Here is a 23,038-nt window from a genome sequence, read left to right as displayed (position 1 = left end):
GACTAGATGGCCAGTTTACGACGAGACCAGAGGCCGCCCAACAAACCGCTGAAACATCCGATGAGCAGTCCACCGACATGGGCGCCGTTGGCGATTTCGCCGAAGCCGATCATCGAGACCAGGCCCGACAGGCACAACAACAGCCAGACCAGCATCATCACCAGCACACCGCGCGGCAGACGATAGACCGGGTTCGGCGACACCCATTGGTAGATCCAGCAATACCCGAGCAAACCGTAGAGCACCCCGGACAGGCCGCCGAACAGGGTCGGGCCGCTGACGTAGTACTGCGTATAGTTGGAAACCAGGCTGAACAGCAGCGTCAGCCCGATCAGGTTGATGCTGCCCTGGCGCAGCTCGATGCGCCGGCCCAGCTCCCAGTACCACATGCCGTTCATGGCGATATGCAGGATGCCGAAGTGGATCAGCATCGGCGTCACCAACCGCCACCACTGCCCCGCCGCCAGGCCATCGGCCAGGGGCGTGAACTGGACGTAGTTGCCGTTCACCCGGAAGTCGAGGAAGGTCAACCAGTGCAGGGTCTGGAGGTTGTCACCGAGCAGGGTCACGCCGGCGACGATCAGGCACAGCAAGAGGATGGTGGCGGTGGCCGGGCTCTGACGCACCTGGGTGAGAAAGTTCGGCCGGGTCATGGCCACGGGCTTGTCCGGGACTTCCAGGTGGTTATCCGGGTCGCCAGCGGGGAAACGCTGGTACAGCGACAGCACATCGGCACTGATCGACTCGGGCACCCACAGCACCTGCTCGCCGGATTCCTCGTTGACCCGGTGCGGCACCTGCATGCGCTCCAGCAGTTTGACGAAGCCACTCAAATCAGTGGTCAACGGCAGGCGTAAGACAGCAGTGGCACTCATCGCAAAGCCTCGGGACGTTCGACGTCGACCCAGACGAATTTCTGCGGGTCGAGGGTGGTTTCCTGGTCCAGCCGGTAAGCCGCCAGCTTGCCGTAGAGCACGGCGCTGTAATCCAGGCAGGCCAGGTTGGGACGGATCGGCGCGGGCTTGCCGCTGCGCCAGTAGTGACCGACGAACAGCATCGGTTCTTCGAGACCGTAGCGCAGCAGGGCATTCTTTTCGGTCGAGGACAGTGCTTTGCTCGCCACCAATTCAGGCAAGGCATCCGGCTGGAAGACGATATCGCCGTAGGTCTGCGGGTCGTCTTCCCAGAACTTGGTGCGGAAGAACGCCCGGGTCAGGCCGTCGCCGCCGGTCAACGTCAGGCCGTCCGGCAGGCGCATATCGGTGCCGCGCAGCAGGCGGTCGAACACCGTCGCGGCAAAACTGCCGGGCAGCGCCGAATCCTTGAGGAAGGCTTCGTCGATCCGGCCGTCGGGGTGCTGCGCCCGCAAAGGCGCGATCAAGCCGCCATCCCAGCAGGCATGCACCACGCGGAAACGTCCGGCATCGATGAACAGCGGCAGCTCGTAGAACCAGGCGAGAAAGTCATGCCAGTCCGCCGGGTGCTGTTCGAACTGGGTCAGGGTTTCATTGAGCAGCCGGGCATGCCGTGGCGTGTGCTCGCGGACGAACTGCTTGCCGCTGCCCGCGGCGGCCGGGGTGCTCCAGCCCAGGGCGTTGAACTCGTGGTTGCCCATGATGCACAGCGCCTGCCCGGCCTCGACCATGTCATGGACGATATGCAGGGCTTCGCGGATACGTGGGCCACGGTCGATGATATCGCCGAGGAACACCGCCATGCGCGACGGATGACGCCAGATGCCCCCCAGCTTCTGGTAGCCGAGCATGTCCAGCAGATGTTCGAGGGTATGGGCGCAACCGTGCACATCACCGATCAGATCGTAGCCACGCGCGGGATCGAGCATCAGTCGCCTCCACCACCCAGCCGACTGCCCCAGCCGAGCTTGGTGCGGCAGACTTCGTAATAGTTGTGATCCAGCGGGTGGATCAGCCGCAGCTTCTGCGGTTTCTTGCTGATGGTCACCGTATCGCCGGGGGCACAGGTGAAATGGTTCTGCCCGTCACAGGAAACCTGCGGGTAGATCTGCATGTCCTTGGACACCACGATTTTCAACTCGCTGTTGCCGTCGACCACAATGGGGCGGCTGGACAAGGTATGGGGGTACATGGGCACGATCACAATGGCATCGAGCTTGGGATGCATGATCGGACCGCCGGCGGACAGCGCATAGGCGGTGGAACCGGTGGGTGTGGCGACGATCAGGCCGTCGGCTTTCTGGCTGCAGACGAACTGGCCGTCGATATACAGCTCGAACTCGATCATCCGCGTCGACTTGCCGGGGTGCAGGACCACGTCGTTGAGCGCATCGCCCTGGCCGATGGCTTCGGCATGGCGGCGTACTTCGGCCTGCAGCAGGAAACGGTTCTCCACCAGGTAATGGCCGTCGAGGACCTTGGCCACTTCGACCTCGAGGTCGTCCGGGCGGATATCGGTGAGAAAGCCCAGGTTGCCGCGGTTGATCCCCAGTACCGGGATATTGTGCCGGGCCAGGGCGCGGGCGGCGCCGAGCAGGCTGCCGTCGCCGCCGACGACGATGACCATGTCGCAGACTTCGCCGAGCATCTTGCGCGACGAGGTTTGCAGGCCGTGGCCCGGCAGGACCTCGGCGATGGTGTCCTCGAGGATGACGTGCAGGTGCCGCGCCAGGAGGAATCTCTTCAACCGGCGAACGGTTTCCAGCACCTGCGAACTGCCCAGGCGGCCAATGATGCCGATATTGCGAAATTGCTCCATGGGGCTCCTGCGGGGTCTGGGACGGGCAAAGGGGAGATTATGGGCGAAAGCCGGCCCGAGACAAAACCCTTTCAGCTATGCTCGCAGGATGATCCTCTTCCCCGACTTGCTCAACCTGCCCCGACAGTTGCGCCATCCCGAAGTGCGCGACCTGGCCTGGGTCATCCTGGCGCCACCGATGCTGGCAGACACGCCGTGGCCGCAGCGCCACCCGTTGGCCGGCAGTGACTGGGTGCAGGCACCGGACCTGTTGGAGCGGTGGTTGCATGGGCTGGATCGCAATCCCGTCGAGTTGCAGGGGTGGTTGGTACGCGGGGCGACCCGGCGCCTGGGGCTGTATTACGAGCGACTGTGGCAGTTCGCGGTACAGGAGGCGCCGGGGATCGAGCTGATCGGCGCCAACCTGCCGATCCGCCGCGAGGGCCACACCCTGGGTGAGTTGGACCTGCTGTTGCGCGATCGCGATGGTGTGCATCACCTGGAATTGGCGATCAAGCTGTACCTTGGCCCGCAACACGGCGGCGGCGAAGACCCGGCACGCTGGCTCGGCCCGGGCTGCCATGATCGGCTGGACCGCAAGCTGGCGCACCTGAGCGAGCACCAGTTGCCGATTTCCGCCCGGCCGGAAAGCCGCGAGGCCTTGGCGGCGCTGGATATCCATCAGTTCAGCGCACAGCTGTGGCTGGGCGGTTACCTGCTGTATCCGTGGCCGGGGACGGCGCGTCCGCCCCGGGGGGCTCATCCGCAGCATCTGCACGGGCGCTGGCTGCATCAGCGCGATTGGCCGGACTTTATCAAGCGCAGCCCGGCGGGCCGCTGGCAACCCCTCCCCCGCCATGCCTGGCTGGCGCCGGCGCACTATGCCGAGGCAGACGCCTGGTCGCGGGAGCACCTGGCCCGGTGGCTGGAGGAGCTCGACCCGCACGCGCCAGCGCAGTTGCTGGTGCGCCTGACCCAGAATGCGCAAGGCGACTGGGAAGAGGCCGAGCGCTTGTTCCTGGTGGCCGATCTCTGGCCGAATGTGCCGGGTACCGGCTGATCGCCAAAGCACATCACCACCCGTCAAACCAGTGACAAACGCAAGGCCAGGGCCGCCAGGGTCACCAGCAGCACCGGCAGGGTCAGGACGATCCCGACCTTGAAGTAGTAACCCCAGCCGATACGGATATCCTTGCGCTCCAGCACATGCAGCCAGAGCAAGGTGGCCAGGCTGCCGATGGGGGTGATTTTCGGGCCCAGGTCGCTGCCGATGACGTTGGCGTAGATCATCGCCTCCTTCACCACGCCGCTGGCCTGGCTGGCATCGATGGACAAGGCGCCGATCAGCACCGTCGGCAGGTTGTTCATGACCGAGGACAGGAACGCGCTCAACAGCCCGGTGCCCATGGCCGCGCCCCAGATCCCGTAGTTCGCGAAGTGATCCAGCCAACCGGCCAGGTAAGTGGTCAACCCGGCATTGCGCAGGCCATAGACCACCAGGTACATGCCCAGGGAGAAAATCACGATCTGCCACGGCGCCTCTTTCAGCACCTTGCGGGTCGAGATCTTGTGACCCCGTGCAGCGATCCCCAGCAGCAAGGCCGCGCACACCGCCGAAATCGCGCTGATGGGAATCCCCAAGGGCTCCAGGGCAAAACACCCCACCAGCAGGATGATCAACACCCACCAACCGGCAATGAAAGTCGCCTTGTCGTGAATTGCGCTGGCGGGCAGCTCCAACTGCTGCGGATCGTAGTCACGGGGAATGTCACGTCGGAAGAACCACAGCAACACCAGCAGGGTCGCCGCCACGCTGACCAGGTTCACCGGCAGCATCACCGAGGCATAGGCATTGAAGCCGATCTTGAAATAGTCCGCCGAGACGATGTTCACCAGGTTCGACACCACCAGCGGCAGGCTCGCGGTGTCGGCGATAAAGCCGGCGGCCATGACAAATGCCAGGGTCGCCGCCTTGGAAAAACGCAGGGCCAGGAGCATGGCGATCACAATCGGCGTGAGGATCAACGCCGCGCCGTCGTTGGCGAACAACGCCGACACCAACGCTCCCAGCAGCACGAAGGCGGCGAACAGCTTGCGTCCGCTGCCCCGCCCCCAGCGCGCCACATGCAGCGCCGCCCAGGCAAAGAAGCCGGCTTCGTCAAGCAACAGGCTGATGATGATCAGGGCGATAAAGGTGCCGGTGGCATTCCAGATGATCTCCCACACCAGCGGAATATCAGTGAGATGGACTACACCGCAGAGCAAGGCCAGCAGCGCGCCCAGACAGGCGCTCCAGCCAACGCCCAGGCCCCTGGGCTGCCAGATCACCAGGGTAATGGTCAGCAGGAAAATCAACGCGGCAATCAACATGCACAACAACCTTCAAGGTTAGCAAGAGGGGGAGTAAACGCTCAGCAACAGCGCAGTGGTCGGTCGTTCATGGCCTGCAGGCGCCGGATATCCGCCGCAAGCCACTGCTCGCTGGCCTGCAGGGTGCCTTGCAGCAAGGTCGAAACCCATTGCGGCAGCTCCGGGTGCAGACGATAAAACACCCATTGTCCCTGACGTCGGTCAGCCAGCAGCCCGCCCTGGCGCAGTTGCGCCAGGTGCCGGGAGATTTTCGGCTGGCTCAATTCCAGGGCGGCGGTCAATTCGCACACGCAGAGCTCACCCTCACGAGCCACCAGCAGCACAACGCGGCTACGGGTTTCGTCAGCCAGGCATTTGAAGAGTTCCACAGGGGAGGCAAAACAGGACATCGCGAGCCACTCGATACATATGTTTTATCGAATATATGGATAAGCATATATAAAAGCAAATCCCAGTTGCGGATAATGCAGGTCCTTCCTTGAGTTGCCTTGGGCGAAATGCTGCTAAACCTATTAAAGTGTAGGGACTCCGTCGCTCAAGAATGGAGGTTCCAGCCCTGATGATTCGAGGAACACCGTATGCCCTGGAAAAATACCGACAGTCGCTACAGCAGCCTGTCGATTGCACTGCACTGGTTGATGCTGGTGCTGTTGGCGGTGGTTTACGCCTGTATCGAGTTTCGCGGGATATTCCCCAAGGGCAGCGGCGGCCGGGCGCTGATCGTCGAGGCGCACTACATGTTCGGCCTGACCGTGTTCCTGCTGGTGTGGCTGCGTTTGCTGGCCCGTGCCCTCGGCGTGGCACCGAAGATCGTCCCCGCGCCGCCGGTCTGGCAGATGCTGATTTCCAAGCTGATGCACTGGGCTTTGTACCTGTTTATGATCGCTACGCCGGTCCTGGGCTGGTTGGTCGTCAGTGCGCAAGGACATTCGGTGCTGTTCTACGGCGTCGAGCTGCCGGCGCTGACGGGGGAAAACCTGGATTTTGCCAAAGAGATCAAGGGCTGGCATGAACTGCTGGCGACGATCGGCTACTGGCTGATCGGCCTGCATGCCCTGGCCGGTCTGTATCACCACTACTTCGTGCGGGATAACACCCTGCTACGCATACTGCCCAAGCGTCGTGCTTGAGCCCCGATGCCTTCTTGCTCGCAACGATAACGCGAGGTCTCGGAGCCCTGCGCAACCTGTAGGAGCATGGCTTGCCAGCGAAGCCTTTGGCGATCTTGAGGGCCCCTTCGCGAGCAAGCTCTGCTCCTACAAGGACCGGGTTTACAAAGTAAAACCTCGGCGACCCTGTAAACCACCGGTGTGCACGAAGACCAGGCGCGTGCCAGGGGCAAAACGTCCGGCGTTCACCTCTTCCTGAAGCGCCAGTAAAGCCTTGCCGGTATACAGCGGCTCCAGCGGTACTGCGCTCTGTTGCTCGCTTTGCACGATAAAATCCAGCAGCGTCGGATCGACCTTGGCAAAACCGCCACGGCAGGCGTCGATCAGTTCAAACGCCGGGCTCATTACCCCGCCCTCCTCCAGGATCGCCGCGACCAAAGGTGCCACGCCATGGTCAGCCGGCACCGCCAGGGCACCATATACCGGTCGACGCCCGGCTTCGGCCAGCACCAGCCCGGCCAGGGTGGTGCCGGTTCCGGCAGCCAGCCACCAGCCGTGATAGTCATCCCAGCCGAGTGCCGGTAGTTGCTCATGGACCTTTTCCAGCAAGACCCCACAACCACGCGCGCCCATCAAACCGCCACCGCCCTCCGGAACGCCGCGCAGATGTGGATAGCGTTGCTGCCACGACTCCCAGAAGCCTGGCGCATGCCGCGCCCGATAACCGCCATAGCCGAGCCAGTGCAGCTCCATGCCGAAGGCCTGGAGATCGACGACGGTGGGAGTTTGTACCGGATTGCCACGCAGCAGGCCGACGGTGGGGAAACCGAAACGCTTGCCCGCCGCCGCCAGGGCGTGCAGGTGATTGGAGTGCGCGCCACCCAGGCTGATCAGGCCTTCGGCACGGGCCTGCCGGGCCGCCGCCAGATGTTCGGTGAGCTTGAACCACTTGTTGCCGCTGATCAGCGGATCGATCAGGTCGAGGCGCAGTATGGCCACCTCGACCTCAGCCTGGGTCAGCCAGTCCAGGTGCAGGGGTTCGAGGGGGGCGTGGGGGTGCCAGTCGGCAGGGGGTAGCATTGCGGGGTGGTCCGATGGGAGCAGACCCACCAGTTTAACAGTTCAGGTCTTGTGGCGTTCTCGAGGGCCTCTTCGCGGGCAAGCCCTGCTCCTACAGATTCGAGCCGATCACAAAATTTGCGCACGACACAAGGTTGTAGGAGCAGGGCTTGCCCGCGAAGAGGCCCTTAAGCCTTGCAGCGCTCATCGAGGCGCCATCGCCAGCAAGCCGGCGCCTACAGGAGAAAGGCCGCGTTCAGTCTGCTCAGACCTACAGCCCAGCCGCCAACCGCGAACCCTGGTCGATCGCCCGCTTGGCATCCAGCTCCGCCGCCACGTCCGCGCCGCCGATCAGGTGCACATTCTGCCCCGCCGCCACCAGCCCGTCCTGCAACTCGCGCAACGGGTCCTGCCCGGCGCAGATCACCACGTTGTCTACCGCCAGCAACTGCGGCTCGCCACCGCCGATGCTGATATGCAGGCCCGCCTCGCCGATCTTCAGGTACTCGACGCTGTTGAGCATCTGCACCCGCTTGTTCTTCAACCCGGTGCGGTGAATCCAGCCGGTGGTCTTGCCCAGGCCATCGCCGACCTTGGAGGCCTTGCGCTGCAACAGAAACACCTCACGGGCCGGTGCATGGGGTTCGGCCTTGATTCCGGCCACCCCGCCACGCGCCTCAAGGTGGGTGTCGATACCCCACTCCTTCCAGAACGCCTCGCGATCCAGACTGGTGGCCACACCTTCATGCACCAGGAACTCCGAAACGTCGAAGCCGATACCACCAGCGCCGATCACCGCCACCTTGTGGCCCACCGGCTTGCGCTCCAGCAGCACATCCAGGTAGCTCAGCACCTTGGGATTATCGATGCCGGGAATCGCCGGCAGCCGTGGCGCGATGCCCGTGGCGAGAATGATCTCGTCGTACCCGCCAGCCACCAGTTGCGCCACATCCACCCGTGTATCCAGGCAAACCTCGACATGGGTGGTCTGCAGCTTGCGCTTGAAGTAACGCAGGGTTTCGAAGAACTCTTCCTTGCCCGGTACACGCTTGGCGACATTGAACTGGCCACCGATCTCACTGGCCGAATCGAACAACGTCACCTGGTGCCCGCGCTCGGCCGCCACGGTGGCCGCCGACAGACCCGCCGGCCCGGCGCCAACCACGGCGATTTTCTTCACCTGGGTGACCGGCAGGTAATTCAGCTCGGTCTCGTGGCAGGCCCGCGGGTTGACCAGGCAGGAGGTCAACTTTCCGCCGAAGGTATGGTCCAGACAGGCCTGGTTACAGCCGATGCAGGTATTGATTTCGTCGGCACGCCCTTGGGCCGCCTTGTTGACGAACTCCGGGTCGGCCAGGAACGGCCGGGCCATGGAAACCATGTCGGCGTCGCCCTCGGCGAGGATCTGCTCGGCCACTTCCGGGGTGTTGATCCGATTGGTGGTGATCAGCGGAATGCCCACCGAGCCACGCAACTTGGCGGTGACCTTGCTGAACGCAGCGCGCGGCACCTTGGTGGCAATGGTCGGAATCCGCGCCTCGTGCCAGCCGATACCGGTGTTGATGATGGTTGCGCCGGCCTGCTCGATGGCCTTGGCCAACTGGACGATTTCGTCCCAGGTACTGCCGCCTTCCACCAGGTCGAGCATCGACAGGCGGAAGATGATGATGAAGTCCGAACCCACCGCCTCACGCACCCGGCGCACGATCTCCACGGGCAGGCGCATGCGGTTCTCGTAGCTGCCGCCCCAGCGGTCGGTGCGGTGGTTGGTGTGGGCCGCGAGGAACTGGTTGATGAAGTAACCTTCCGAACCCATGATTTCGACGCCGTCGTACTCGGCATTCTGGGCCAGGGCTGAACAGGTCACGAAATCGGCGATCTGTTTCTCGATACCTTCCTCATCCAACTCTTTGGGCTTGAACGGGTTGATCGGGGCCTGGATCGCACTCGGCGCCACCTGTTTCGGGCTGTAGGCATAACGCCCGGCATGGAGGATCTGCAGGCAGATCTTGCCGCCGGCCTGATGCACCGCGTGGGTGACGATGCGATGCTGGTCGGCTTCGGCCTGGGTGGTCAGCTTGGCCGCGCCGGAATACACGCCGCCCTCGTCGTTTGGCGCGATACCGCCGGTTACCATCAGGCCGACACCGCCACGAGCACGTTCGGCGAAATAAGCCGCCATGCGCTCGAAACCACCGGGCTTTTCCTCAAGACCGGTGTGCATCGAGCCCATCAGGGTGCGGTTGCGCAACGTGGTGAAACCCAGGTCGAGCGGGGCCAGCAGGTGCGGGTATTGGGCGGCGGTCATAGAAACTCCACAACGGGCAAGATCACGGGATGCGGGAAGCTCTTCGGCCCCCGTCAGTTGTATGACTGGCACATTAAAGACGCCCAGGCCCTGGCTCAATGACCGAAACTGACAACTTATTGATCCAAATGTGCAGCGCCCCTTGGCAAGCACGCCCGTGGGCCCTACCCTAGTCGACGACTCCCGCACACGGTCGTTCGTTATCCGCTCCCATGCGTAAATTCCTGCTCTTCTTCCTATCGGTCCTGCTGCTCGCCAGCGTCGTCGGTTATGGCGTGTGGACCCAGCAACGCGGCAGCGGCCACTACCTCTCGGACCTGCGTATCCGCCTGGCCGTGAACCAGGGCGTGGCGGGCGAGCACGGCAACCTGCTGGGCCTGCAACCGGAGCTGTTTCCCAACGACTACCAGAGCCCGGCGCGCCTGCACCGCAAGTTGGCGGCCTATCTGCAACAGGCCCGTGGCCTGGGACTGCTGAACGCCAAGACCATTGTGGTACTGCCCGAACACATCGGCACCTGGCTGCTGCTGCGCGGGGAAAAGGATGACCTCTACCAGGCCCTCGACCAGCAGGAGGCGATGAACTGGCTGATGCTCGGCAACCCGCTGAAGCTGCTCGGTGCCCTGTTCAATGCCAAGGGCCGCAGCTTCCTCGAAGACGCCCGCCTGCGCATGAAGGCCAAAGGCATGGCCCAGGATTACCAGGCGGTGTTCGGCGGCCTGGCGAAAGAATTCGGCGTCACCCTGGTGGCCGGCTCCATCGTCCTGCCGGATCCCAGCGTCGAGCAAGGCAGCCTGAAAATCGGCAAGGGCGCGCTGTACAACGTCAGCCTGGTCTTCGCCGCCGACGGCCGTCCCCTCGGCCAGCCCCAGCGCAAGCTCTACCCGACCTTCGACGAACGCGGTTATATCAAGGGTGGCGAACGCCAGGAGCTGAATGCCGTGGAGACCCCGGCCGGGCGCCTCGGCGTACTGATCGGCAGTGACAGTTGGTACCCGGACAACTACCGCCGGTTTGACGAACTCGGCGTGTCACTGATTGCGGTGAGCGCCTCGCTGCCCGGCAAGAACAGCTGGGAACAGCCCTGGCGCGGCTTCAAGAACGCGGCCACGCCGGCGGAGATCAGCCTCAGGCCCGGCGAACTCGGCGAAGGTGAAGCCTGGCATCGCCTGACCCTGATCAGCCGCGCCCCCGCCAGCCAGTCCACGGCCGGCATGACCGTGTTTCTCCGTGGCCAGTTCTGGAACCAGCGTTATTCGGGACAGAGCTTTATCAGCCGGGACGGGCGCTCCATCGACGGGCAGGACGGCAGTGATCGCGGCGCCCGCCTGCTGAACCTGTGGCTGCCATGAAGCCGGTATCGATGCGCCTGGGCGACCTGTCCGTGAGCTTCGTCCACAGCCTCGCGGAGGCGGTGAGCAGCCATGACCAGGACGCTGGGGCGCTGCTGGAGCAATATGGGCTGGACCCGGCGCGCCTGGCCGAGCCCGGCGCCCGGCTGTCGATTCCGCGCTATATGCGCCTCGGGCACGCGGCGATCCAACTGACCGGCGACCCGGCCCTGGGCTTGCGCATGGGTCGTTTCAGCCGACTCCCCCAGGCGGGCCTTGCCGGTATCACCGCCGCCCAGGCACCGACGGTACGTGAAGCGGCGCGAACCCTGACCCGCTTCGAAGCGCTCTACGGCTCCAATTATCGCGGGCAGTCGAGTTTCCACGAAGACGCCGACGGTGCCTGGCTGCGCTTCTACTCCATCAGTCCGTACAACACCTATAACCGCTTCGTGGTGGACTCGATCATCGCCGGCTGGCTACAACAGCTGACCAGCGTCGGCGGCGAAACGCTGCACGCCGAACGCATCGACATCGAATTCGCCGAACCGGACTATGCGGCGGCCTACAAGGGGCTGGGTGACTGCCAGGTGCACTTCGCCGCCGAGCACAATCAATTGCGCCTGAGCCAGGCCAGCCTGGGCCTGCGCAACCCGAACCATTGCCCCGGGACCTGGCGGCACCTGCTGCAACTGTGCGAACGGGAACTGGAACAACTGACGCGCACCCGCAGTCTGCGTGAACGTATCACTCAGTTGCTGGGTCCTTTGCTCAATGGCGGTCGGGAACCCGACCTGGAAGAAGTGGCGGCACGCCTGAAGCTGCCGACCTGGACACTGCGTCGCAAACTGGCCGAGGAAGGCACGCAATTTCGCGCCATTCTCAACGATACTCGCCGTGACCTGGCGATGACCTATATTCGCGACACCGAACTGGCTTTTGGCGAAATCGCCTACCTGCTCGGGTTTGCCTCAGCCGAGGCCTTTCAACGGGCTTTCAAACGCTGGAACGGCCAGACACCCGGCGAGTTCCGCCGCAGCCAGCGGCATTCGGCCTGAGCCGAAAAACGACCGCTTACAGCTCGGTCGCGTCTTCAGCCGGCTCAACGGGGTCCAATTCGAAAGCACTGAACTCCAACAGCTCTTCTTGATAGTCATCCATCGTCAAACTCCTTTTTCGCTCGTGGGTAAACCGCTGTCTTGCTGACCGCGCCTTTGGGAACGGGCTGGATCCAGCATAGGGGTCCCATGTGAAGGAAAAATGAAGCACCCCGTCTGCCCAGGCACTTGAATAAGGGCCTGAAATAAAAAACTAGCAGAACGGTCAGAATTTACCCACTTTTATTTTGCGGGCCGCGTCCCCTGTCACAAGGTCACGGGATCGAGGTCGACAAACCCGACCCCGCCACCTTGTGCTCGGCTTACTGAGCCGCAGGCGCCGGAGCCGGAGCCGCCGGCTCGCTGGCCGCTGGCGTCGGGGCAGGCGTCGGCTCGGCAGGGGTTGCCGGGGCGGCTGGAGTGGCGGGAGCCTTCTCGAGCGGCGTAACCGGAGCGGCTTCGGCTGGCGCGGCGACCGGTTCGGACGCGGCAGGAGCAGCCGGAGTGGCAGGGGCTACAGGAGCTACAGGAGCACTATGCACAGGGTCCGCGGCCTTCGCTGCCGGCGCAGGCGTCGGGTCCGCCGCCTTGGCGTCGGCAGCCTTGTGCTCTGCCGCCTTGGGATCCGCCGCCTTGGCCGGCACCGCTTCGGGCATCCCCAGTTCGGCCTTGGGTTTCTCGTCGGTATGTTTTTCTTTTTTCACTTCAGGTGGCAGGAACAGCTCCACCAGGGTGAAGAAACGGTCATAGAAGGTCGCCGAGGACACGGTCTCGCTGGCCACCTTGACCATCGAGTCATCCGTCGAGCCGATCGGCATCGACACCGAGCCCAGCACGCCCACGCCGAGGCTCGCGGAGTTGTTGACCTTCTTCAGCGCATAACGGTCCTGCAGGGCGTTGGCGAACATGGTCGAGCGATGATTGGCCGCGCCATCCGCCGCACAGACCACGCTGAAGCTGATCTGCATGTGGGTATCGCCGGTCTGCTGGAAGCTCTTGTTGCCGCTGATCAGCTTCGGGTCGCTGCTGGTGATGATATAGCCCTGGCTGAGCAAGGCACGCCGGGCCGCTTCACAGGACGCCGCGTCGCTCACCCCGTAATTGCGCGAGAACGTGCCGGCGTCGTCGAAATTTTCCCGTTCGTAAACGGCGGTCTTGGTGGTCGACGAGCAGCCCGCGGCGCCCGCCAGCATCAGTGCCAATGCAACGGCACGCAAGTGGAATGATGTCGACATTGAAAATCCTGAGGAAAAACGGTCCGGGGCGTATTGTGCATCAGTTCGACATCGCTGAGCGCACACTGAACAGGTTGTGACAGCGAATTTTCAGGAAAATGCAGATCAGCGCCCCTCCATCTGATAACGCACCTTGTACAACTCGTTGTCGCCACGCAGTCCCAGCTTGCGAAAGGCCGCCTGCTTCTGGGTACTGATGGTCTTGATACTGCGTGAGAACTTGCGCGCAATATGGCTTACCGACAAGCCGTCCAGGCAGCAGCGCAGCACCTCGTGCTCGCGCACCGTCAGTTCGGAGGTCCTGGCCAGCACGTCGAGGCTGGCGACCTCGGATTCCGAGGCCGGCGTGGCGATGTCGAGCCGCGACACCTCATGCACCTGCAACGCCTCTGCCATGTCCGGGTGCAGGTAGACCTTGCCGGCCGCCACCTGACGAATGGCCAGGACGAACTCGTCGGAATTCAGCTCCTTGCCGATAAAACCGCTGGCCCCGCAGCGTAGCGCCAGGGCTACCGTCGCCGGTACATACAGGGACGAAATGATCAGCAGCCGCAGCTTGGGAAAGCGGATCTTCAAGGTACGAATCAGGTTCAGGCCGTCGACCTCGCCCGAACGCAACGAGTAGTCCATCACCACCAGGTCGACTTCCTCCTCGCGCAAGGCGGCCATCAGCGTCGAACCACGGCTGAAACTGCCCAGCAAGAGGAGATCGGCCTCGGCCTGGATCTTGATCTCCATGCCGCACAGGACCAGGCTGTGGTCGTCCAGAATCATGAGGCGGGTAGGCTTTTTCTCGAGCATGGACTCTCCTGCACTGCTGCCAATGAAAAACTGACTCGGCAGTGGCCAGGTCCGACCGACGCAAAATCGTTGTGCGGACCGCCACCCCTTCACCATGGCATCCTGCCCAACCGATACATCCCCTGATCCGCAGGGCCCCTCACCCTGCGCCAGACTCCCACCCGGCCAGCCGCGCCACGATGACGATCGGCGCCTCTGGCGTGGGCTATGGGAGGTCATGCTAAACAGTCGTCGGCGCATCCGACATAGGATATTTCCACGGGCCCATTACGAAACCGACCTTCATGGTGCAGGACAGGCCAAATACCGACAGTCGCTACGTCGATGGGCATCGGAAATCGCTGAGGATCTTGCGGCCGAAGGGATGGTCAAGGCTGGCGCTGCGCAATTGCAGCACCACCTCGACGTCCTCGAAGCCCAGGGTCAACCAGTAACCTTCTCCGCTCGGCGCCGGCACCAGGCGCCCCTGTTCCATAAAGCGGAACCAGGCCCAGGGCCCTTCGGCCGAGCGCACCAGGGTCCGACCGTCGATCAGCGTGACCACCATCCTCAACTGGCTGCCCAGGGCCCGGGTCGGCCAGGTGAACAGGCTGGGACGGATCGGACCGTGGGCATAGCTGAGCTGCAACTCGTCCAGGGTCAGGCGCACCTGGGCGATGCTTTCATCCATGGACACGGGACTGAGCTCGAAATCGACCCGTGCAACGTCGGACGCAGCCGGGAAGAACGCCCGGCGAATCTGCTCCGCACGTCGGAACTGCGCCGCCACTTTGCCCTCCAGTAGCGTGACGTCCGGATGGCTGCGCTGGAAATCCTGCAGCAACCCGGCAGGTGCGAACAAGCGGTTGAAGTCCGCCAGCGATAGCTGCTCCCGGGCCTGCCGGTCAAAGGGATAGCGCTGGGCGAGCAGCCGCGAGCATTCGGGGCCCAGTTGCAGGTTCAGGTTGGCACCGACCGTCGCCACCGTCTTCTGATGCAGATGTTGCCGGCCGACACTGACGATATCGGCGAACAGCGGATGCAGCAGCGGCGGCAGGCTGTCGATCTGCCGTCTCAGCTGCTCCAGGGCATCCACCGGCGGGCTCGGCAAGCCCATCGCCAAGGCTTGCTCGCGGGCCTGGAGGTAAACCGCCGCCTGGGCCAGGGCTTCGCGCAATGCCTCAAGCCCGGCGGCGCTGCCTTCGGTCAGCTGTTGCAGCAGCGCAAAGTGCCGGTTGACCGGGTGCTCCTCGGCGGCAATCGTGGCAGGCAGCGCCTTGGCCACCTCCGAGGAGAAACCGGAGGCCAGTGACGACACTTGCTGACGCGCTCTGTCGACCAGACGCTGGGGAACCTCGGGGATCTCCAGGCGGGTTTCACGCCCTGCCGCGCGCAGCAGACTGAACAGCGCCGAGTCGGCCCGCGACAACCGCTCGAGCCTGAGGGCCAGGGATTCGGGCTGGTCGAGGCCAACCAGTTGCAAGTCGGCAAAGAAGTTTTCCCAGTGACGGATATAGTCCTGTGCATAAAGCGCCGACACTTCGTTGTGCAAGGTCAGTGCGTCCAGCCGCAGCCCCTCGCCCATGACCCAGTCTTCATCCTTGAGCACCTCGGCCACCAGTAGCGGCAGGCGGATCCGCAGTTGTTCATAGCCCTTGGGGCTGAAGCGTGCGGGAACACCTCGGTTCAAGGGCTCGCCGCTACGCCGGGCAAGACTCAGCAGCCCCTCGCTGCCGCTGACCGCGACGACACTGAAATCCTCCGCGTCGGCACTGGCCAACATCGCGCTCAGTCGAGCGTACAAACGCTGTTGTTGCGGCTCGCTACGCAGTTGTCGACGCTCCCGCTCGACCCACTGCGGATCGACGCTCAGCACCGGCCCCGTCGCCAGCAGCGGTATCAGTGCCCGGGCATGAACCTGCAATTGCTCGCGTTGCTCCGGGGCCAGCGACTGACCGAGATCGCCCCGCACCCGGGCCAACAGCCAGTCGTCGAAGGCCGCCGATTCGAAGCGGCCCTGGCCGCCCAGCATCAGGTAAAAGCGCAGACGCTCCTGGCGCTCGCTATACGGCTCGTTCAACGGGGAATACTGCAAGCTTTGCACAACGCCAGGCAGCAATTCTTCGAGTAACGCCCGCTGGTAAAGGCTACGGGTCTGGCCCAGCAAGCGGCGATACTCGCTCAACCAGAAGCCGGGCCACAACCCGGCGCCCGAGGGTGGATAGGCTAGGTTCCTGAAGTGCGCCAGGCGTTCGAGCAGCGTCGGCGTCACACTCGCTCCGGTAGCGCTGGCCGGTAACTGCTCAAGCAAAACTTGTTGCTCGGTCAGCCACTGCAACTGCCGGGCCTGCTGCCAGTAACCGTTGCCGAGCAGCGTTGCCAACAGAATGACCAGGGCCGCCGCGCCGAAGACCAGCAACCAGCGCGCCCCACCCGCCCCCCGCGACAAGAATCCCCGCCAGCGCCCGTGACGTCGACTCTGCTGCAGACAACGGACCAAGCGTTGGCTGGCAGCCCGGGTGCCCGGTTCGAACCGCAAGTGGCCGCTGCAATGCAGCGATTGCAGATGGGCCTGCGCAACCCGCGGCTGCTCGAAAAACGCCGTTTGCAGATAAGGCTGCAAGACCTCGCCGAACTGTCGCCACAAGCGCGGGAAACCGTAGAGTTGAACCCGCGCAGCGGTCTGTGTCTCTCTCTGCAAACGCTCGGGTATTGTGTCTTGCACCGCCGCGAAGGCGCGGACAAGGCGCTCGGCCAGCCCCGACAGGTTCTGCCGATTGCGCCCATGGGCAAAGGCCAGCGCCAGGTCTCGTTCCTCGGCCGGCAAGGCCAGCAACGACGGCTCGAATCCCGGCAAGCGATCACAGTGGGTGACGATCACCTGCACCGGCAAGCCCTGACCGAACCGGGCGCCCAGCTCTTCCAGGCGCGCCCGCAGGATCAACGCCTGGGCATCGCGGGCGGCGGGCGCCAGACGCAACAGATGCACCGCATTGAGCACCAGCACCGCTCCCGCAACCCCCAAGCCGTGACGATGCGAGCGGCTCAGTTCATCGAGCAGGCAACGCCATAACCCTTTGCCGTCAGGATCGGCCTGGGTCAGCAACGCGGCGCTCACGGCCATGACGGAAAAAGCGCCGATACGCCCCGAGTGCAAATCATCATGCGGCAACTCGTCGCCCGTGGGTGCGCGACGGCCCTTCTCTCCCATCAGACTGCGCTTGCCGGCACCGGTCGCCCCCAACAGCAGGAACACCGGGCCGCTGGCGTTGGCCTGGCTTTCCAGGCGCCAGTGCTCCAACCGCTCGCGCAAGCGCCGTTCCCGGGTGCCAGGAGGATTGAGTTCCTGCAACGCCGACTGCGCCGCCTCGGCGCGGAGCAACTCCCGACGCTTGCGCCGTCGCCGGGCCCACCCGAAAAAAATCAGCCCCCCAAGGTACAAGGGGCCCAGCAACAGCCACTGCTGCCAGTCCTGGGCCAGCGGCGCAACACCATCGATGGACAAGCGCGGACCATGATCGCGGACCAGCAGGGTCAACAGATAAAGTCCCCCCACCAGCGGCAGCGCCCGCAACAGGTTTTTCAGCAATCTCAAGAGCATGGTGGCAGTCATCCGGCGAGGGCAAATGGGGTGACGCGCTCCCTGGCGGGGCGCTGGCGGTCACAGCGGTTCGAGCACAATCTCCACCCGACGATTGCGCGCCCGGTTGTCCGCGCTGTCATTCGGCACCCGTGGTTCACTGGCACCACGCCCCAGGGCCTGGACACGCCCGGGGTCGGCCGCCGCGCCGAACATCTCGACCAACACCGCGCGGGCGCGCCGCAGCGAGAGCTGCTGGTTGGAGACCCGGCCCTTGCCCACCGGTGTGTCGTCACTGTGGCCGATGATCCGGATACGCCCCGGCCAATCCGCCAGCACCGTGGCAGTACGCTGCAAGGTGGCTCGATTTTCTGGCGCGATCACGCTGCCGCCTGGAGCAAACAATTGCCTGGTACCGAGCAACAGCCGCACGGCGCCGGCCTCCTCCTGCAACGTCAGGCGTCCGGCGCGGATATCCTCGGCCAGGCGTTCAGCCAGCGTGGGCAGGGCTGCCGGCACAGGCGGGAGTGCCGCCACGGCTGACGACAGCCGCGACAACCCAAGCCACTGCTGGGCGGAACGCACCTGCAAGTCATAGGCACCCGCGACGGCAAGGCCGATCAGCAACACCAGCAGGCCGCCCAAGGTCCAGCGCAGCGCACGCCGTGGCCAGCGGCTCGGCAGCGCGGTTTTCGGCGACGGACGCGGATAACGCTCGCGGTGCAGGCGCAGGGTTTCGTAGAGTCGGGCACGTTTGAGGATCAGGATCGAACGGCCTTCGCGTTCGATTCGATAACGGCCCTCCAGGCCCAGGGCCAGACACAGGTACATCAGTTCGAGCAGCGCCAGGTGCTCCACCGGCTTGAGCTGCGCCTCGTCCAGATAGGCGAAGAAGCCTTCGCCGCCTTCGGCTTCCTGATGAAAAGTCATCAGCAGGCTGTGCCGTGACCAGGCGCCCCGGGCCCATTCGCTGCTGGCGATGATTTCATCGAGCAAGGTGCACAGGGCATAACGGGCACGCAACACGATGCGTGATTCGATACCGCAAGCCAGGGCCTGCTGCTGGAAGGTCCGCAGCCGGGCGATCAGGCGCAAACGCAGCGCCGGCAGGTCGGGCTGGCGCTTCAGGCGCTGGAACACCACCACCTCATGCAGCAGGTCGTCAGCCAGCACGCAGAGGTTTTCATCGGCAACCGCCGGCCCGGCCTGGACACGCTCGCGGACGTTTTTGCGCGATCCGCGAGCCGTTCTGGCAAACGCCATCACGCCTCCCTGATGGCCCAGAACGCCAGTTGCAGTCCCGGAAACGAACCGGCCACATGCAGGCCGAAGCCGCTGGTGTCCACCAGATCAGCCCACAAGGGATGGTCGTTCGACAGCTGGAAATAGCTGAAGCCGGGGTAGTAAGGCAGCTCCCTGGGCGCCGTCGGCAACACCTGGATCGCCAGCCCCGGCAATTGCAGGTTCACCAGGTCGTGCAGGCGCTCGGCCGGACCGATCTTCAAGCGGCTGGGGAAACTTTTGCGCAGTTCCTCGTCGGGCACCTGCGCACGCACCGCGAGAATAAAACGCGCCGATTGATACAGGTTGATATCCGGCACCTGGGCAAAACGGAAACCAAAGGCACCGCTCTTGAGCGCCAGGGCGACCACGTCGGCACCGGCCACCGCACTCAACGCCTGCAACAGGTCCTGGATCAACGGCACAAAGCTCTCGCCCAGGCGGTCATGGCGGTACGGCGGATACGCCCTGGGGCGCTTGCGCTCCTGGCCGAAAATCGCCAGTTCGCCGGCCAGCCGCACCAACTCGCGGTATAGCAACTCGGGGTGCAGCGCCGGCTGGCTGGCCAGGTGCATCAGCAAACTTTCGGCGCGATTGACGCTCTGCAGCATCACGTACTGCTGGATCTCGGTCATCCCGCCGAGCCCGCCCTGGCCCAACCCGCCGGCCAGGGCCACACCGCGTTGGCGGGCGCGGGCGATCAGTTCGTCGACGGAGCGCGCCAACACCGGCGAACTACGCCAGGCCAGTAACGGTGCCACCTGTTGCCGGTCGAGCACCACCAGGCCGGCGGCCGTGCGCTCCACCACCCGGGCCACCCGCAAAAAGACATGGGAGGCGGCGACATCCGCCTCCCGCGCCAGCTTCAGGTTCAGACGACAGACCTGCAAACAGGCCGGCTCGCCGCCCTCGGTATTGGCGTCGGCCACCAGGACTTCACTGATCCGGTAACGGGCCAGGCTGTCGTCTCCAGGGGCGGTTTCGGTGTCCGCCGCCCCAGGGCGATTGAGGGCCAGGGCCAGCACCAACTGCACGTCACGCTCGCCGTCGGCCACCGGATAGCGCAGCCGGACCAGTTCCTCGTCCGTCAGGGCGAAGGGACTGCCATCGGGCATGATCCCTTCGCAGGCGCTCAGGGCCAGGGTGCCCAGCGCCAACTGCGCGGCATCGATTTTCAGTGTGGCAAAGCCCCAGCCATGGGGTTGCACGGCGCGCAGGACCTGCGCCAGCCGGGCCCGGTGATGGCGCTCTTGCTGCTGGAAGTGTTGCGGCAGCAGAAACATGCCTTCGGACCAGACGACGCCGTCGTGACTACTCATCGACGTTCTCCTCTGCCGGCGCCGACGTCAACGCCACGCGCTGGCGAGCGATCTGGGCCCTCAGCCGCGAGGGGCGCGTCGGGTCGATTTCGGCCCAGGCCCACCACTGGGCATGGTCGATATTGCGGTACTCGGCCACCAGCGCGATAAAGCGGGTGCCGGGCACGGGAAGAAAGTTCTGCTCCTGCTGCTGGCCCGGGCGCAGCAGCAACGATTCCTGGCGCAGCAGATCACGGCCCAGCGCCTGCTCGGCCGCGGCTTCGGACTGGAACAGCTCGACCTGTTCCAGGCGCTTGCTGTCCGCCAGTTGCAGCAGCCTGACGATCACCGGAGACGGCCGCCCATGCAGGTCGGGATTGCTGTCCAGTGCCGCTTCCAGGGACAACTCGATACGCGGTTCAGGCGGCGGTTCGTCCGACCAGAACCAGGCACAGCCCGGGAGCGTCGACACCAGCAGCAGGCACAGGGCGCGTCGAAACACCGGCTTAATCGCGACCATCGTCGGCCTCCTTGGGCTGTTTGGCCTTCGCAGGTGCCGCCGCCTTGGCCGAGGTGGTGGCCGCGGCGGCGCCGCCATTGATGTCGACCGAGGCGGTACCGTCGAGGGTCACGGTCTTGCCGTTGATCGCCACACCCGCGGCGCTGAGTACCAGGGTACTGGCACCGACCTTGAGGGTCAGGCTCTTGCCGGCTTCCAGCACCAGCTTGCCGTTGGCCTTGAAATCCATATCGGTAGCGCTCGACTGCCATTGGCCGGCAATCCGACAATGGCTATCGCCACCGATATCCAGCGATTGATCGGCGTCGACCCGAGTGTTGCGCCGGCCGCCCACGGACTCATGAAGGTCATCCTCGACCTTGAGAAACTGATTGGCGCCCACCGTCAGGTGCCAGTCGTTGCCAATGCTGGCGAACGCATCGTTACGCACCGTCAGGTCCTGATTGCGTCCGGCATGGATCAGCAGTTGCTCGTGGCCCTTCCTGTCGTCGAAGCGCAACTCGTTGTAGACATCCTGCTCGCCCAGGGACTGTGATTTGAGACCACTGCGGGCCGCCTGGGCCGGCAGCTCCCAGGGTGGCCGGTGACCGGCGTTATAGAGCCCGGCGGTGACCAGGGGCCGGTCGGGGTCGCCGCCGAGGAACTCCACCACCACCTCCTGCCCGACCCGCGGCACGAACAGCGCCCCCCAACGCTTGCCGGCTATCGGCTGGGCGACCCGGACCCAGCAGGAACACGTCTCGTTGCGTCGCCCGCTGCTGTCCCAGTGAAACTGCACCTTGATCCGACCGTACTCGTCGACCCAGATCGGATCGCCTTCCTTACCGACCACAAAGGCCGTCTGTGGTCCGGCGATCAGCGGACGCGGTGTCTGGATCGGCGCGCGAAACACCTGGGTGGTCGGGATCGCCTCGACTTCGCAGCGTAACCCAGCCCCTTCATCGAACTGCAAGGTCGCGGCAACAATCAGGTAATCGCCGTTCTGCTCGGTTCGAGGATGATCGACCAGGCTGAAACACTGACCGGGCACCAGGTAAGGCGACTGGCTGACACCCCATCGCGACTGCTGGCAGACCTGCGCGGCTTCGAGCTGAATCCGTGCCAGGGCTTCGCCGGACCGGCGTCCCTTGAAGCGCCCCGGAAAACCTTCCTGGCGATAATCACCATGGCGCGACGTCGCCGCGCTCGCGTGGCTGACCGAGAGAACGCTGGCTTCACGGTTACTGGCCTTGGAGAAATCGAAGTCCACCAGGCTGAACAACCCAGGACGCAGCTCGGCGCGGGACTCCCAGCGCTGCATGATGCCCGGGTTGTTGTCCAGGTTGGGCCGATAACTCATTTCACGCAGGTGTTGCACCGGCTTGTGCATCCCCATGGAGTCGACGATGACCAACAGGTGAACCTCATCCTGGTCTTCGAAGAAGTAGTACAGTCCCGCGTCCTCCAGCAAACGACTGAAAAAAGCAAAGTCGCTTTCAGCGAACTGCACGCAGTACTCCATCGGCTCCGTAGATTCTTCGGCCCGCCAATCGAAACAGTCGGAATAGTCCTTGAATACGTCCTCCAGCACCTCCTTCAAGGTCATGTCCTGGAAAATCCGGTGGCGCCGCGACTGCGCCAGGAACCATAACCAAGGCCTGAGCGAAACCCGGTAGCGCGCATCGCGACCGACTCGCCCCATGGCGCTGAAGGCACTGATATAACCCTGGATGAAACGTCCCCGCCCTTCCTCGACACCCAGGCCCAGTGCCAGGGGTCGCCCGAGCAAGTCATCGGCCTGTAAGCCATCGTCTGCACAGGAGAGCGTCAGCTCATACTCGCCGAGCCGGCTCAACCCCTCCTGGGCGGTGAGCGCCAGCAGCAATAGTGTGGCATCGACGCCAGGCACCTGGACACGGTGGTAGGTGTTTTCGGACATGGTGACAAGGGCTCGCTCAGGCAATCGTGGTCTTGAGGGTGGCGCTGGCATTGACGCTGATCTGACCACCCCAGTTGCACTGGCAGGTGCAGCAGTGGTCCAGCGCCGGCAGCTTGGCAATCCGTGTTCGCATCGCACCGGGCTGCCAGGGCGTCAGCGTGGCGGGCACGCAGGGCATCGGCGTCAGCACGCCCATGGCGGCGGCCGTCGCCGCCGCGACCTGGGGGTTGGCCGGGCTGCGGCAGAGGCCGAAGGCAGGAATATTGACCATGGGTTGATGATCGAGAATGTTCGCCGCCAGCCGACCTTCGACCTTGACCCGCCCCAGCGGCAGGACACCCAGGGGAGCCGGCGCGGCGCCAAACGAACAGGAAAGCAAGGCGCCCATTACAACTTGCTGATTCATGCGTGCTCCAGACAGACATCCGTGGAAAGCCCGC

General features: G+C 64.3%; 19 protein-coding genes. 4 read left to right on the top strand and 15 right to left on the bottom strand.

Annotated features, from left to right (window positions below):
• Window positions 1-2: 2 nt before the first annotated feature.
• Genes M5C71_RS19075 through M5C71_RS19065 form a run of 3 tightly spaced genes read right to left on the bottom strand, consistent with a single transcriptional unit; the run spans window position 3 to window position 2,733 of the window.
• On the bottom strand, window positions 3-875 hold the full coding sequence (locus M5C71_RS19075; RefSeq protein ID WP_177102234.1) for a rhomboid family intramembrane serine protease: 873 nt from the start codon (window positions 873-875) through the stop codon (window positions 3-5).
• Complete coding sequence (locus tag M5C71_RS19070) at window positions 872-1,846, bottom strand: metallophosphoesterase (RefSeq protein WP_248745014.1); 975 nt, start codon at window positions 1,844-1,846, stop codon at window positions 872-874. Before M5C71_RS19070 ends, M5C71_RS19075 begins: the two co-directional genes overlap by 4 nt.
• Window positions 1,843-2,733: an NAD(+) kinase gene (locus M5C71_RS19065; RefSeq protein ID WP_103495792.1), complete on the bottom strand. Its 891-nt coding sequence runs from the start codon at window positions 2,731-2,733 to the stop codon at window positions 1,843-1,845. Before M5C71_RS19065 ends, M5C71_RS19070 begins: the two co-directional genes overlap by 4 nt.
• An 88-nt stretch (window positions 2,734-2,821) precedes the next feature.
• On the opposite strand from M5C71_RS19065, the gene M5C71_RS19060 reads away from it, so the two are divergent.
• The gene (locus tag M5C71_RS19060) at window positions 2,822-3,772 is read left to right on the top strand and encodes a DUF1853 family protein (RefSeq protein ID WP_248768488.1); all 951 of its coding nucleotides are present in this window, start codon (window positions 2,822-2,824) and stop codon (window positions 3,770-3,772) included.
• 23 nt (window positions 3,773-3,795) lie between these two features.
• On the opposite strand, the gene M5C71_RS19055 is transcribed toward M5C71_RS19060, so the two are convergent.
• The gene (locus M5C71_RS19055) at window positions 3,796-5,082 is read right to left on the bottom strand and encodes an arsenic transporter (RefSeq protein ID WP_152737414.1); all 1,287 of its coding nucleotides are present in this window, start codon (window positions 5,080-5,082) and stop codon (window positions 3,796-3,798) included.
• A gap of 41 nt (window positions 5,083-5,123) precedes the next feature.
• Window positions 5,124-5,471: a metalloregulator ArsR/SmtB family transcription factor gene (locus M5C71_RS19050; protein WP_113024085.1), complete on the bottom strand. Its 348-nt coding sequence runs from the start codon at window positions 5,469-5,471 to the stop codon at window positions 5,124-5,126.
• Between the two features lie 189 nt (window positions 5,472-5,660).
• Here M5C71_RS19050 and M5C71_RS19045 point away from each other — a divergent pair, with 189 nt between their 5' ends.
• Entirely contained in the window at window positions 5,661-6,212 is a 552-nt protein-coding gene (locus M5C71_RS19045) for a cytochrome b (protein WP_152737413.1), read from the top strand.
• A gap of 141 nt (window positions 6,213-6,353) precedes the next feature.
• Here the strand turns inward: M5C71_RS19045 and M5C71_RS19040 are convergent, their stop codons facing one another.
• The gene (locus M5C71_RS19040) at window positions 6,354-7,271 is read right to left on the bottom strand and encodes a pyridoxal-phosphate dependent enzyme (RefSeq protein ID WP_103495056.1); all 918 of its coding nucleotides are present in this window, start codon (window positions 7,269-7,271) and stop codon (window positions 6,354-6,356) included.
• 250 nt (window positions 7,272-7,521) lie between these two features.
• Window positions 7,522-9,558: an NADPH-dependent 2,4-dienoyl-CoA reductase gene (locus M5C71_RS19035; RefSeq protein WP_248768487.1), complete on the bottom strand. Its 2,037-nt coding sequence runs from the start codon at window positions 9,556-9,558 to the stop codon at window positions 7,522-7,524.
• Between the two features lie 212 nt (window positions 9,559-9,770).
• On the opposite strand from M5C71_RS19035, the gene M5C71_RS19030 reads away from it, so the two are divergent.
• Both M5C71_RS19030 and M5C71_RS19025 read left to right on the top strand, forming a co-directional pair.
• Window positions 9,771-10,910 (top strand): carbon-nitrogen hydrolase family protein, encoded by a 1,140-nt coding sequence (locus M5C71_RS19030; protein WP_248744920.1) that lies wholly within the window; start codon window positions 9,771-9,773, stop codon window positions 10,908-10,910.
• On the top strand, window positions 10,907-11,947 hold the full coding sequence (locus M5C71_RS19025; protein ID WP_248768486.1) for an AraC family transcriptional regulator: 1,041 nt from the start codon (window positions 10,907-10,909) through the stop codon (window positions 11,945-11,947). Before M5C71_RS19030 ends, M5C71_RS19025 begins: the two co-directional genes overlap by 4 nt.
• A 362-nt stretch (window positions 11,948-12,309) precedes the next feature.
• Here M5C71_RS19025 and M5C71_RS19020 read toward each other — a convergent pair whose 3' ends face one another.
• The 8 genes from M5C71_RS19020 to M5C71_RS18985 form a co-directional block, all read right to left on the bottom strand.
• The gene (locus M5C71_RS19020; RefSeq protein ID WP_248768485.1) at window positions 12,310-13,221 is read right to left on the bottom strand and encodes a DUF2242 domain-containing protein; all 912 of its coding nucleotides are present in this window, start codon (window positions 13,219-13,221) and stop codon (window positions 12,310-12,312) included.
• 105 nt (window positions 13,222-13,326) lie between these two features.
• Complete coding sequence (locus tag M5C71_RS19015) at window positions 13,327-14,022, bottom strand: response regulator transcription factor (protein ID WP_103495061.1); 696 nt, start codon at window positions 14,020-14,022, stop codon at window positions 13,327-13,329.
• Window positions 14,023-14,338: 316 nt separating this feature from the next.
• A complete protein-coding gene (locus M5C71_RS19010; protein WP_248768484.1) occupies window positions 14,339-17,602 on the bottom strand; it encodes an ImcF-related family protein in 3,264 nt (1,087 codons plus the stop codon).
• Window positions 17,603-17,662: 60 nt separating this feature from the next.
• Window positions 17,663-18,844 carry a type IVB secretion system protein IcmH/DotU gene (gene icmH / locus M5C71_RS19005; protein WP_248768483.1) on the bottom strand — a complete coding sequence of 394 codons (1,182 nt, stop codon included), beginning with the start codon at window positions 18,842-18,844 and terminating at the stop codon, window positions 17,663-17,665.
• Window positions 18,844-20,181: a type VI secretion system baseplate subunit TssK gene (gene tssK, locus M5C71_RS19000; protein ID WP_248768482.1), complete on the bottom strand. Its 1,338-nt coding sequence runs from the start codon at window positions 20,179-20,181 to the stop codon at window positions 18,844-18,846. Before tssK ends, icmH begins: the two co-directional genes overlap by 1 nt.
• Window positions 20,174-20,680: a type VI secretion system lipoprotein TssJ gene (gene tssJ, locus M5C71_RS18995; RefSeq protein WP_248768481.1), complete on the bottom strand. Its 507-nt coding sequence runs from the start codon at window positions 20,678-20,680 to the stop codon at window positions 20,174-20,176. Before tssJ ends, tssK begins: the two co-directional genes overlap by 8 nt.
• On the bottom strand, window positions 20,667-22,598 hold the full coding sequence (gene tssI / locus M5C71_RS18990) for a type VI secretion system tip protein TssI/VgrG (RefSeq protein WP_248768480.1): 1,932 nt from the start codon (window positions 22,596-22,598) through the stop codon (window positions 20,667-20,669). Before tssI ends, tssJ begins: the two co-directional genes overlap by 14 nt.
• 16 nt (window positions 22,599-22,614) lie before the next feature.
• The gene (locus tag M5C71_RS18985; RefSeq protein ID WP_103495067.1) at window positions 22,615-23,004 is read right to left on the bottom strand and encodes a DUF4280 domain-containing protein; all 390 of its coding nucleotides are present in this window, start codon (window positions 23,002-23,004) and stop codon (window positions 22,615-22,617) included.
• Window positions 23,005-23,038 lie beyond the last annotated feature (34 nt).

Source organism: Pseudomonas sp. MWU12-2345, from assembly GCF_023242385.1.
In the GTDB taxonomy this organism is placed as follows: Bacteria; Pseudomonadota; Gammaproteobacteria; order Pseudomonadales; family Pseudomonadaceae; genus Aquipseudomonas; species Aquipseudomonas gingeri_D.
This window is presented reverse-complemented; position numbering and strand designations above follow the sequence as displayed.

Bases quoted from the DNA above. Each gene is read 5' to 3' on its own strand.
- M5C71_RS19030 (WP_248744920.1), top strand. From the start codon at position 9,771: ATGCGTAAATTCCTGCTCTTCTTCCTATCGGTCCTGCTGCTCGCCAGC.
- M5C71_RS19025 (WP_248768486.1), top strand. From the start codon at position 10,907: ATGAAGCCGGTATCGATGCGCCTGGGCGACCTGTCCGTGAGCTTCGTC.
- M5C71_RS19075 (WP_177102234.1), bottom strand. From the start codon at position 875: ATGAGTGCCACTGCTGTCTTACGCCTGCCGTTGACCACTGATTTGAGT.
- M5C71_RS18985 (WP_103495067.1), bottom strand. From the start codon at position 23,004: ATGAATCAGCAAGTTGTAATGGGCGCCTTGCTTTCCTGTTCGTTTGGC.
- M5C71_RS19040 (WP_103495056.1), bottom strand. From the start codon at position 7,271: ATGCTACCCCCTGCCGACTGGCACCCCCACGCCCCCCTCGAACCCCTG.
- tssI (WP_248768480.1), bottom strand. From the start codon at position 22,598: ATGTCCGAAAACACCTACCACCGTGTCCAGGTGCCTGGCGTCGATGCC.
- M5C71_RS19065 (WP_103495792.1), bottom strand. From the start codon at position 2,733: ATGGAGCAATTTCGCAATATCGGCATCATTGGCCGCCTGGGCAGTTCG.
- M5C71_RS19055 (WP_152737414.1), bottom strand. From the start codon at position 5,082: ATGTTGATTGCCGCGTTGATTTTCCTGCTGACCATTACCCTGGTGATC.
- icmH (WP_248768483.1), bottom strand. From the start codon at position 18,844: ATGGCGTTTGCCAGAACGGCTCGCGGATCGCGCAAAAACGTCCGCGAG.
- M5C71_RS19010 (WP_248768484.1), bottom strand. From the start codon at position 17,602: ATGCTCTTGAGATTGCTGAAAAACCTGTTGCGGGCGCTGCCGCTGGTG.
- M5C71_RS19060 (WP_248768488.1), top strand. From the start codon at position 2,822: ATGATCCTCTTCCCCGACTTGCTCAACCTGCCCCGACAGTTGCGCCAT.
- tssJ (WP_248768481.1), bottom strand. From the start codon at position 20,680: ATGGTCGCGATTAAGCCGGTGTTTCGACGCGCCCTGTGCCTGCTGCTG.
- M5C71_RS19050 (WP_113024085.1), bottom strand. From the start codon at position 5,471: ATGTCCTGTTTTGCCTCCCCTGTGGAACTCTTCAAATGCCTGGCTGAC.
- M5C71_RS19045 (WP_152737413.1), top strand. From the start codon at position 5,661: ATGCCCTGGAAAAATACCGACAGTCGCTACAGCAGCCTGTCGATTGCA.
- M5C71_RS19020 (WP_248768485.1), bottom strand. From the start codon at position 13,221: ATGTCGACATCATTCCACTTGCGTGCCGTTGCATTGGCACTGATGCTG.
- M5C71_RS19015 (WP_103495061.1), bottom strand. From the start codon at position 14,022: ATGCTCGAGAAAAAGCCTACCCGCCTCATGATTCTGGACGACCACAGC.
- M5C71_RS19035 (WP_248768487.1), bottom strand. From the start codon at position 9,558: ATGACCGCCGCCCAATACCCGCACCTGCTGGCCCCGCTCGACCTGGGT.
- tssK (WP_248768482.1), bottom strand. From the start codon at position 20,181: ATGAGTAGTCACGACGGCGTCGTCTGGTCCGAAGGCATGTTTCTGCTG.